We start from the raw sequence: 8,024 nt of genomic DNA on the forward strand, positions 1-8,024 counted from the left end.
TTATGCGCACAAGATACATATTATGTTGGTCATATTAAAGGGATTGGGAAAATATACCAACAAACGTTTATTGATACCTATTCAAGACTGGCGTTTGCTAAAGTATATACGGAGAAAAACAGTTTAGTTGCTGCGGATATGCTCAATGATAAAGTGATACCATTTTTTGATAATGAGCAGGTAGCGCTTTTACGAATTCTGACGGATAGAGGAAGTGAGTATAACGGTCATAAAGAGCGTCATGCATACGAACTATATCTGAATTTGGAGGATATAGAGCATACGAAAACAAAAGCCTACAGTCCGCAAACGAATGGTATATGTGAGCGGTTCCATAAGACGATGAAGACCGAGTGTTATGATATTATGTTTAGACGTAAAATATATACAGAACTGAAAGAGATACAACAAGATATTGAGCTTTGGCTAGAGTTTTACAATCGGGAAAGAGCACATTCAGGGAAATACTGTTATGGTAAGACACCTTGGCAAACTTGGGTAGAGACAAAAGGACTGGCTAAAGAAAAGCAGCTAGAGAATTTATTTTACTCATCAGACAGTCATTGTGTTAGAACGAATGCCGATGAGTAGGTAGTGTCTGTCAGATTAAGTTTAAGCTAGTACAATAGTCATAGAACTTCAACTGTACCAACTAGTTTAGGTCCTTCATAAATATTCATCATAAATCCTTTCTTAAGTAAAAAGCTTGGTGCATCTTCCATTAAAAAATAGGCTTCTCCTAAACCTATTCTTTGAGTGGATTCTACTAACTCGTAACTTTTAACATTTAATACTAATGACCAAGATGAAATATCGCCATTTTTACCTTCCATTGGTTTAGTAATAACATAGTATTTTATATTTAGGGGAAGAGTTTTTTTTCCACCTTGTTGTATAGGGGTCCAATAAATTTTGACATTAACTCTGCAATTTTCCATTTTGTTTCTCCTCGTTAACATTTTGGTTGATGTATATATTTACTCCATTTAGGCTTTATTTTAGCCTTATTAAGGACTACATTATCAATAAATCTAGCTTTTCCTATACCATCTAATCGAGGATTTTTATAGGCTGCATCTGCTATATTATCAGGAACGCTAACCTGAACGACACGGAAATCACCACCATGTCCCATTTTTTCACCCCATGTAACAGCATCTTTATAGGACTCAGCAAACCATTTTCCTTCTAAGGTGCTTGGAGGTGATGTCCACTTTCCAGTTTTCATTAATTCATCGTATTCTGCAAGATTCATACCTCTATATAAGAGCATTAAACCAAGTGGATCAATCCAAGTAAATCCATTAGGCGCATACTGATACAGATTCAATCCACCCAGTAGCCCAATCGGGTCGGGCTGAGTAAATTTACCTATATCAGGATCATAATATCTGAAAGTATTGTAATGTAAGCCGGTTTCTCTGTCTAAATATTGTCCCTGATATCTGAGATTTTGCTCTACTGATTGGTGCTCAATTTCATGAATCCGCTTACCCCATAACTGAAAGCTACATTCCCAGAGTAATTCGCCGTTTGCATCGGTTAACTCTTCCGGGCAGCCATTCAGGTCGGTATGGAAGTAGCGAATATGTTGTTCTTGGTTGCCGTCTGTGTCTATCCGCGCCAGTGGTTCATAGCTGTTCTGGTCGGTATAGATATACAGGCTGGTAGGGTGATTCGGGCCGGTTTCCTGAATCATTCTTAACCCGTCCCACAGGAAGCGGGTACGGTTGTAGGGTTGGCCTTCGCGGTCTATCTGATGTTTTTCGATACGTCTGCCAAGTGCATCGTAGACGTAGCCGTAACGCTGGCTGCGGCCTGTTTGTTCGATGCGTACTTCGCTCAGACGGTGTTCGGCGTCGTAGTGGTAGTGCTGTGTTGCGCCGATGCTCTGTTTGTTCTGGGTTCTGCCGTGCTCGTCGTAGCTGTAGTGGTGCCCTCTGAAATGCAGGAGCTGGTTACAGCGAATCAGGTTGTAGTTGCTGTAGTCCTCTCTGTATTTGCTGTCCAGCAGGTTGGCAGCGGCATCATATTGCAGGGTCTCCCAGTATCTCTGGTTACGACAGCCTTCGATTCTGCCGGTGTGATCATAGCGGTAATCGGTCTGGCCGTGTTTGCTGTGCTTTTTGCTTACTAATCGGTCGAGGTTGTCGTACTGGTAGCTGCGTTCGATGAGGATATCGGGCAGGATGGGATTCTGATTGCGCCGTATCTGTTTGTGTTGCAGACGGCTGTTGCGGTCGTATTTGAACTGGGTGTTCAGGCGTCCCTGAGTGCGTAATACTTCGCGGTGCAGGTTGTCGCGTTCGATGTCGCTGATGATGTGACCGTCGATGTTAATCTGGTGCAGGTGGCCGGAGCCGTAATAGAGGTTGTTGATGGTGCGCCCATCCGGCAGGGTGGTGGCGATGCGGTTGCCCAGTGGGTCGTACTGGTGGCTGAGGGTACCCTGTGCAGTGGTTTCGCTTAGCAGATTACCCAGTTGGTCGTAGCTGAAGGTGATGAGGTCGGGCTCTGCTTCTGCGGGCAGGCCGGCTTTTTTGTAGCCGACTTTGATAAGGTTGTCGGCTTTGTCGTACTGATAAGCGGTGGTGCCGTCGGTGGTGTATTTGCCGATGAGGCGGCCGATGGCATCGCGTTTGAAGCGGTGGGTGATTTCGGCACTGCTGCCGGCAGCAAAGTGCACGGCGCTGACGTTATTCAGTGCATCATAGCTTAGTTGTTGTTTACGCCCGTCCAGATCGGTCTGTTCGATCAGGCGGTCGGCAGCATCGTATTGAAACTGGTAGTGTTCGCCGTTTTCGTTGATGAGGGTGTTAAGGCGGCCATAGGCGTCGTAGTTAAAGCCGAGTTTGCGTCCGGCAGCATCAATGCGGGGGTATGCACCAGTCCGCGCGGGTCGCGCTGGTAGTGGGTGCTGTGGCCGGCGGGGTCGGTATAGGTCAGTAGCTGGCCGGCACTGTTGACGCGATAGTGTTCCTGTCTGCCATCAGTTAAGGTAACGCCGGTAAGCTGGCCGGCAGCGTTGTAGTGGTATTTGCTGCTGTTACATTGGGCATCGGAGATGCTGCTGAGATTGCCTGATGCATCGTAATAGAGATGGGTGGCGGTACCGGAGCAGTCGACATGTTGGGTCAGCTGGCCGTTCTGGTTCCAGCGCAGGTATTTGTTGCCACCGCGGGCATCGGTTATTTTGACTATCTGGCCATGCTGGTCGTACTGGTAGTGGGTACGCTGTTTGTGGGGGTCGATAACGCTGCGCAGGTTACCGCGCTGGTCGTAGTAGTAACGCCAGATGCTGCCATCGGGGTCGACGCTGATGGTGGGTAAAGCCCAATGCGGCAGCCACTGGGTTTGGGTGGTACGGCCGAGGGGATCGGTTTCTGCGGTTTCGCGTCCCTATTATCTAATGAATGACAAATTAGGATTTTTTTATGCTCGATTTAAAATTTTGTTTTAGCATAAGGATCAATATATACTCTTGTCACCTTTTTTAAATATGAAAAAACATTATTTGGTAACTGGATTTTCTTATTATTTAATATCACCGATAGTTTATTTCCATCAGTATTTGATAAATGTAAAAAATCGAAGATTATATCAATTACTCTAAGTGTATAGAGTAATCGGATATTGCATTTCATATATTTTTATTTAAGATAATAATTTAATGAATTATGCATATTTAAGATACTCATTAATATCAGCTTCTAGACATAGGCTAAAAGTTTTATTTATATCATCTATATCCTCACATTCTGTATAACAATAAACTTTCGGATCATCTATATCTCTATTAGTAAAGAACAAAGAGGTATATCCTTGGTGCATTAAAAAGGCAAACATATTTTTAGGTGGAATTATTTTATTTTGATGCATCAATTCTATAGTTTCTTTATTAATATCATCAAGCTCAGAATAAAGTATCCATGTACCAGCCTTAAAATTACCAGCATAACATCCTAATTTTTCAAGATATAATTTATAAAACTTAGGAAGCTTTCCATATTTTTTTTCCAATTGCGCTATCTGTTCTGCATTACAGCCTAAAACAGAAATTCCTTTTTTTTCTAAAAAAGAAATAAAACTATCAATCATATGAATGTATTCGTTCTTATTCATTTAATCACCTGTAAGTATATTTATTTTTACGCCTGGGAACATAGTTTCAAACTGTTTAATGACCCCTTGGCATGATTTACATATTGGAAGTTCTGAGAAAAGATCAATTGTTCCTTTAGCATTGGAGTTTATCTTGCTACCAATATGTTCAAGAATTTTTGCTTCTGAATCAAAAGCACGTGGATGGTTAACTGTTGTTGTTGTAAACAATCTATTATTTGAATCTGGTATATTAACAAAACCTGATACAGATCTCTGACCACTAATTGCATCGGCCATGCCATTAAGGGGTCTTCCATCAACATCGATATTGTAATTTGATGTGGCTATATTTCTGCCTTTGCCTATTCCACCAGACTTTCCTCCAAGAGTTTTTCTATATGCCTTAGCTCTATTTGCCGGATTGCTAATAGCATTACAACTTAACCCCCACGGATCAATCCAAGTCAACCCATTAGGCGCATACTGATACAGATTAAACCCACCCAGCAACCCAATCGGGTCAGGCTGAGTAAATCTACCTATATCCGGATCATAATACCTGAAAGTATTGTAATGTAAGCCGGTTTCCCTGTCTAAATATTGTCCCTGATATCTGAGGTTTTGTTTGTAAATACCCCAAACTTAGTACAAGCTTCAAGTAGAAAATAATACTGCTTGTCTTAGGGTTTTATACTCAATCGGCGTCATATTATTTAATGCTTCATGAGGCCTTTCGGTGTTATAACTGGTTAGCCATTCTTCGGTTACCTTTCTTGCTTGTTCCAGATTATTAAATAGATATAAATCTAGTACCTCTGTGCGATAGGTACGATTAAATCGTTCAATATACCCGTTTTGATATGGACTGCCTGGTTGAATATAATCTATGGTTATATCATGTGATTTTGCCCAGTTAGTAAACGTATTTCCGGTGAATTCCGGTCCATTATCTACTCGTATTTTGATTGGATAGCCATGATATTCGGCCAGTTTATCCAGATAACGGGTAATCCTGCCAGCCGGCAAACTGACTGCAATATCAATGCCTAACGCCTCACGATTAAAGTCATCTATCACATTGAAAGTTCTAAACCTGCGTTGATTGCGACTGCTGTCACTCATAAAATCCATTGACCAGCATTCACCTTGTTTACTGGGTGCAGATAGTCTTTCTGGGCATCGTGGAGGAATGCATTTTTTACGCTTTACCCTCAGATTAAGCTTTAATTCACAATACACCCGATACACCCGTTTATGATTCCATTTATAGCCGAGCTTTCTGATACGATTAAAACACTTGGGAAAGCCCCAGCGTAAATGCCTGTCAGTGATAGCACTGAGTACTGACACAATCACCGAGTCATCCGGTAATTTAGGTTGATAATAGTAAGCACAGCGGCTTAAGCCAACAATTGCGCAGCTCATAGCAATAGTAACAGGATGACTTTCTTGTAATTGCACAGCCCAAGCTTTACGTGCCTTGGTAGGCACTATAGCTTTTTTATGATTTCCTCCTGAAGCTGAGATTTTAAACTGAGCTCGGCAAACATTTGCTTAAGCTTACGGTTTTCAGCTTCCAGTTCCTTTAAACGTTTGATATCGGAGGTTTCCATACCACCGTATTTTTGCCGCCATTTATAAAAAGTCGAGTTGCCGATACCATATTTACGGCAAAGTTCTTTAACAGGAATACCGGCTTCAGCTTCTTTTAAAATGGATACAATCTGATGTTCAGTCATTTTTTTCATGATTAAATCCTCTGTGGGTTAATAAAGAGAATTTTCTACTTCAGAGCTGTACTATTTTAGGGGGTAGTTACATGTTCTACTGATTCGTGCTCAATTTCATGAATCCGCTTTCCCCATAACTGAAAGCTACATTCCCAAAGTATTTTACCGTTTGCATCGGTAAGCTCTTCCGGACAGCCGTTCAGGTCGGTGTGGAAGTAGCGGATATGTTGTTCTTGGTTGCCGTCTGTGTCTATCCGCGCCAGTGGTTCATAGCTGTTCTGGTCGGTATAGATATACAGGCTGGTGGGGTGATTCGGGCCGGTTTCCTGAATCATTCTTAACCCGTCCCACAGGAAGCGGGTACGGTTGTAGGATTGGCCTTCGCGGTCTATTTGATGCTTTATTTGATGCTTTTCGATACGCCGGCCAAGGGCGTCGTAAATGTAGCCATAATGCTGGCTGCGTGAGCTATGGCCTGCGGGGGTGATATAGCTCTGTAATTAGCTAGAGGTATTAGATAATAGGAACATGTAACATAATTTTATATGTAATTATGGTACTAAGTATGGGATATTTACAAATAGTCGCTCCATCTAAAGTTGATATTCATAATAGGATTTTTTAAATCTATAATTATTTTATAATTCGCGCTAGATTCTACTTCAAGAAACCTATTAGGTAATTCAATTGCATTTATAAAGGGATTCGACTTTTCAAAATACATCACCCATTTCAAATGTTCATCGGACGTCATATATGCGATAAATCCTTCTGAACCATAACTTCCCTCGCCTAAAAGACATATTTCTCCTGTATTCATTTTAATTTTTTTTGTGATATCTATACTAGTTAGATAATCAGGGTTTTCATTTAAAAAACTAACAAGGTCAAATTTCTTTCCTTTTTCAATTAATAAATTAGGATAAAATTGTACCGAGAGTGAAAAAGATTCTCCATTGGCAAAATAAATCCCATCTTTAATTGGCAATTCTTCTTCATTCCATAATTCTACTATTTTTGACATTTAATAATCCTTAACACTTTATAGGTCTTTGGCTTAATCCCTTATTAGGTACCACACCACCAGCTCTTTTATTTCGTTTATCATTAAATCTTTGTTGGAATTTTTGCCACCATGTTTTACCTGTGTTGGAGTTAGGATGAGGAGCATTTGGATCCACTTTAATTACTTTCACTTTGTCCGAACCAGCTTCTAAAGCAGCATCTAAGCGTCTATTATCATAAGTAACTAGTTGTCCATCAACTTCAATTACATTTAATGGGGATCTATTCCAATCCCACTGACCATTTTTCATAATTTCTGCATAGTTATTAGCTGAAATAGTTCGTTGGGAAAAGTTAATATCATTAGGATTAACCCATTCTCCATGTAACCCCCTCGGATCAATCCAAGTCAACCCATTAGGCGCATACTGATACAGATTAAAGCCACCCAGCAATCCTATCGGGTCTGGCTGGGTAAAGCGGCCTATATCCGGATCATAATACCTGAAGGTATTGTAATGTAAGCCGGTTTCTCTGTCTAAATATTGTCCCTGATATCTGAGGTTTTGCTCTATGGGTTCGTGTTCGATTTCATGAATTCGCTTACCCCATAACTGAAAGCTGCATTCCCACAGTATTTTACCGTTTGCATCGGTTAGCTCTTCTGGACAGCCGTTCAGGTCGGTGTGGAAGTAGCGGATATGTTGTTCATGGTTGCCGTCTGTGTCTATACGTGCCAGTGGTTCGTAGCTGTTCTGGTCGGTATAGATATACAGGCTGGTAGGATGATTCGGGCCAGTTTCCTGAATCATTCTTAAGCCGTCCCAGAGGAAGCGGGTACGGTTGTAAGGTTGGCCGTCGCGGTCTATCTGATGCTTTTCGATACGCCGGCCAAGAGCATCGTAGACATAGCCATAACGCTGGCTGCGGCCTGTTTGTTCGATGCGTACTTCGCTCAGGCGGTGTTCAGCGTCGTAGTGGTAGTGCTGGGTGGCGCCGATGCTCTGTTTGATTTGGGTTCTGCCGTGCTCGTCGTAGCGGTAGTGGTGACTTCTGAAATGCAGGAGCTGATTACAGCGAATCAGGTTGTAGTTGCTGTAGTCTTCTCTGTATTTGCTGTCCAGCAGGTTGGCGGCCGCATCGTATTGCAGGGTTTCCCAGTATCTCTGGTTACGGCAGCCTTCG

Annotated in this window: 11 protein-coding genes; 3 read left to right on the forward strand and 8 right to left on the reverse strand. The window is 41.9% G+C overall.

The window, feature by feature from the left end; all coding sequences use genetic code 11:
• Positions 1–591, forward strand: a 591-nt coding sequence (locus BGI33_RS09305; protein ID WP_144235414.1) for an integrase core domain-containing protein, incomplete at its 5' end; no start/stop codon positions are given.
• Between the two features lie 38 nt (positions 592–629).
• Here BGI33_RS09305 and BGI33_RS09310 read toward each other — a convergent pair.
• Positions 630–938, reverse strand: coding sequence for a hypothetical protein (locus BGI33_RS09310; RefSeq protein WP_198208113.1), 309 nt, complete (start codon positions 936–938; stop codon positions 630–632).
• 14 nt (positions 939–952) lie between these two features.
• Entirely contained in the window at positions 953–2,686 is a 1,734-nt protein-coding gene (locus tag BGI33_RS09315; RefSeq protein WP_100090929.1) for an RHS repeat domain-containing protein, read from the reverse strand.
• 90 nt (positions 2,687–2,776) lie between these two features.
• Between BGI33_RS09315 and BGI33_RS13845 the strand changes: the two genes are divergently transcribed.
• Both BGI33_RS13845 and BGI33_RS14390 read left to right on the forward strand, forming a co-directional pair.
• Entirely contained in the window at positions 2,777–2,911 is a 135-nt protein-coding gene (locus BGI33_RS13845) for a hypothetical protein (protein WP_257379066.1), read from the forward strand.
• A gap of 188 nt (positions 2,912–3,099) precedes the next feature.
• A complete protein-coding gene (locus BGI33_RS14390; RefSeq protein ID WP_257379064.1) occupies positions 3,100–3,330 on the forward strand; it encodes a hypothetical protein in 231 nt (76 codons plus the stop codon).
• Positions 3,331–3,675: 345 nt separating this feature from the next.
• Here the strand turns inward: BGI33_RS14390 and BGI33_RS09325 are convergent, their stop codons facing one another.
• The 6 genes from BGI33_RS09325 to BGI33_RS09350 form a co-directional block, all read right to left on the reverse strand.
• Positions 3,676–4,122 (reverse strand): SMI1/KNR4 family protein, encoded by a 447-nt coding sequence (locus BGI33_RS09325; RefSeq protein ID WP_100090930.1) that lies wholly within the window; start codon positions 4,120–4,122, stop codon positions 3,676–3,678.
• Complete coding sequence (locus BGI33_RS13525; RefSeq protein ID WP_257379070.1) at positions 4,123–4,737, reverse strand: RHS repeat-associated core domain-containing protein; 615 nt, start codon at positions 4,735–4,737, stop codon at positions 4,123–4,125.
• 21 nt (positions 4,738–4,758) lie between these two features.
• Positions 4,759–5,852 (reverse strand): IS3 family transposase gene (locus tag BGI33_RS09335; RefSeq protein WP_373885356.1). Its coding sequence is split into 2 segments (ribosomal slippage): positions 4,759–5,609 and positions 5,609–5,852, totalling 1,095 coding nucleotides; the frame shifts between segments, so codons are not numbered across the junction.
• Between the two features lie 56 nt (positions 5,853–5,908).
• Positions 5,909–6,169, reverse strand: coding sequence for an RHS domain-containing protein (locus tag BGI33_RS09340; RefSeq protein ID WP_100090932.1), 261 nt, complete (start codon positions 6,167–6,169; stop codon positions 5,909–5,911).
• 239 nt (positions 6,170–6,408) lie between these two features.
• The gene (locus tag BGI33_RS09345; protein WP_100090933.1) at positions 6,409–6,858 is read right to left on the reverse strand and encodes a hypothetical protein; all 450 of its coding nucleotides are present in this window, start codon (positions 6,856–6,858) and stop codon (positions 6,409–6,411) included.
• A gap of 10 nt (positions 6,859–6,868) precedes the next feature.
• Positions 6,869–8,024: RHS repeat domain-containing protein (locus BGI33_RS09350; protein ID WP_144235416.1), on the reverse strand; the 1,156-nt coding region annotated here is incomplete at its 5' end.

Source organism: Snodgrassella alvi, assembly GCF_002777425.1.
Classification (GTDB): Bacteria; Pseudomonadota; Gammaproteobacteria; order Burkholderiales; family Neisseriaceae; genus Snodgrassella; species Snodgrassella alvi_B.